General features: G+C 77.7%; 2 protein-coding genes. One reads left to right on the forward strand and one right to left on the reverse strand.

The features are described 5' to 3' along the window. Window positions 1-251: 251 nt before the first annotated feature. The gene (locus ACOJUF_RS23330; protein ID WP_420124199.1) at window positions 252-1751 is read right to left on the reverse strand and encodes an NAD(P)/FAD-dependent oxidoreductase; all 1500 of its coding nucleotides are present in this window, start codon (window positions 1749-1751) and stop codon (window positions 252-254) included. A gap of 271 nt (window positions 1752-2022) precedes the next feature. Between ACOJUF_RS23330 and ACOJUF_RS23335 the strand changes: the two genes are divergently transcribed. Beyond that, window positions 2023-2328 carry a hypothetical protein gene (locus ACOJUF_RS23335; protein ID WP_420124200.1) on the forward strand — a complete coding sequence of 102 codons (306 nt, stop codon included), beginning with the start codon at window positions 2023-2025 and terminating at the stop codon, window positions 2326-2328. The last annotated feature ends 268 nt before the right edge of the window (window positions 2329-2596 follow it).

The following is a 2596-nucleotide window of genomic DNA, read 5'->3' on the forward strand; positions in this document are numbered from 1 at the left end:
GCCCCGGCCGGCGGCCGCCTCCGGCGGGGCCGTGACCCCGACCCGCCTGCCGACCGGTCCCCCGGCCACCCCGTTCGTCCCGGCGCCGGCGACCCGGTTGCCCAGCGGTCCGCCGCCGCCGGTCACCCCGCTCACCCCGACCCGGCTGCCGAGCGGGCCGCCGTCCCGCTGATCCGGCCGCCTCTCCCGGCGGGCTCCCGGCGGCGTCGGTGAGGTCGCCGATCGAGCGGGCGAGGCCCTTCCGCCGGCGGTCAGGACCCCTGCGGCGCCGGCACCAGGCCGGCGGCGGATCGATCGGCCCGGTCGGGGTGGTCGCCGGTTCCGGTGGCGGCTGGCCGGTCGGTGGGGCCGGCGCCGGGCGCGGGGTCCTCGATCAGGTCGAGCAGGTCAAGCCCGTCCGGCCGCGTCGCCGCCGGGTGGCGCCGGCCGATCCGGCCCCGGGTCACCCCGGCCAGCAGCGCCGGGTGGACAAGCCCGGCCGGCGAGCCGATCAGGTGGGCCAGGCGCTGCACAGCCAGGTGGGCCCGCTCGCTGCCGTGGACGGCCTGCCGGTTGAGCTCGCGGACCCACGCGCTGGTCATCCGCTGCGCCCGGTTCTGGTGTCCCGACGACGTCGGCTGGCGCAGGTCGGCTCCGGTCGCGATCGCCCAGGGCAGCCCGGCCACCCGGGCCAGCCGCCGCATCACCCGCCGGGTGGCCCGTCGATCGATCGGCCGGCCCGCCGCGGCGGCCAGCGCGTCGCGCAGCACGAGGGCGTCGAGTGCCGCGACCGTGATGCCCTGGCCGTAGATCGGGTTGAAGCTGACGAACGAGTCGCCGACGGCCAGCAGCCCGGCCGGCCAGTTGCGGCACCGGTCGTACCGATGCCGGCGATTGCCGTTGCGGCGGTAGATCAGCACGTCGTCCACCGGTCGGGCGCGTTCGGCGAACCGGACCAGCGCCGGATCGCGTTCGGCGCGGAGGGAGTCCATGAAGCCGTCGACGTCCCGGGGTGGGCGCCGGTCACCGGAGCCCGAGGCCAGGACCACCCAGTGGCCGTCCTCGATCGGCAGCGCCAACCCGCCCCGGCCCGATTCCGGGGTGGCTCCGACCAGGATGCCGCTCAGCTCGTGCAGCTCGGGCCCGCCGGTGAATTCTCTTGCCGCATAGCCGATCCGGGCGTCGACCTCCTCGGTGGCGGGCGCGCCGACCCCGAGGGCCGGCAACCAGGCCGGCAGCCGGGAGGCCCGGCCGGAGGCGTCGACGACGATGTCGGCGGCGATCTCGCCGGCCGCGGTGACGACCCGCCAGGGCCGGTCCGGTCCACCCGGGCGCCGCAGACCGGTCACCGGCCGGCCGGCCAGCAGCGTGACCCCGGGCAGCGCCAGGACGCGGCGGCGGACGACCCGCTCGAACAGCGGGCGGGACATCGACAGCCCGACCATGTCCGAGTCGCGGATGGGGAGCCACCCCTGCTCGCTCAGGGTGGCCAGCCGGCCGGTCTCCAGGTCGACCGCGCCGGCCGCCCTAAGCTCGTCGAGCACCCCGGGCAGCAGCTCCTCCGCGGCGCGCAGGCCGCGCAGCAGGTACACGTGCGGCTGCCGCCCCTGCGGGACGCCCGGGTGGGCCAGGGTGTCCGCGGTCAGCTCGTCCCGGTCGAGCACGGTGACCCGGGGCCCGGCCGTCGCGGCCCCGGCCGCGGCGAACAGGCCGGCCAGGGAGCCGCCGACGACGGCGACCGTCGGTGGCGAGCCGGGAGGGAACGTGGTCATTGATCGGCTCCTCGGGAGTAGGGCATCCCGACCAGGAGTCGCCCGGGACCCGGTTTGGTACATCGCGGACCGCGCCGATCGGGCGCTGTCCGATTAGTCTTCTCTGGACGGATACGGGTCTTTCCGGTGACCATCGGCGGCTCCCCCGTCGCGCCGGTGGCGGCCCGGTCGCCGGGGTCCGGGCCGGGCGGCCGGCGGACCACCCGTCCCCGCCGTCGGTGCCGCCCCGCCGCGGCCCGGCCGCCCCGCGCCACGATGGAGGTGGATCGGCATGTATTGCATCGTCCAGGACGTGACGGCGCCGATCGAGGTCTACGACCGCGTGCACGCCGCGGTCAAGGACCGGGTCGGCGACCGCGACATCGGCTTGCTCGTCCATCTGGCCAGGGCGACCGCGGACGGGTTCACCGTCACCGAGATCTGGCGGTCCCGGGCCGACTTCGACCGGGCGATGACCGAGATCCTGGGGCCGGTGCTGCAGGCGGCGGGCGCCGCCCCCGGGCCGGACGTGGTCCCACCGACCCACGAGTTCGAGCCACGGGGCCTCATCGTCCAATCGGCCGGCGTCTTCGTCTGACCCGCCGTCCCCGAATCGTCGCGTCCCCGGATCGTCCGCCGACTCCCCGGATCGTTCGCCGACCGCGCCGCAGCCCGGTCGCCGGGAGGACGCCGGCCGGTGCCGGTCCGGGCTTAGCGCGCAGCGGGTCGCCGAGCCGCCCGTCGCCCGCACCCTCCGGGCGGCGATCCGGCACAGCACGAGCGCGTGGGAGTCACGCCGCCCCGGGCCGGCGCGCGCCCACGCCGGGCCGGCCCGCCGGGCGGGCGCGGCGGCGCGGTCAGCCCGC

Source organism: Nakamurella sp. (genome assembly GCF_048594475.1).
Classification (GTDB): domain Bacteria; phylum Actinomycetota; class Actinomycetes; order Mycobacteriales; family Nakamurellaceae; genus Nakamurella.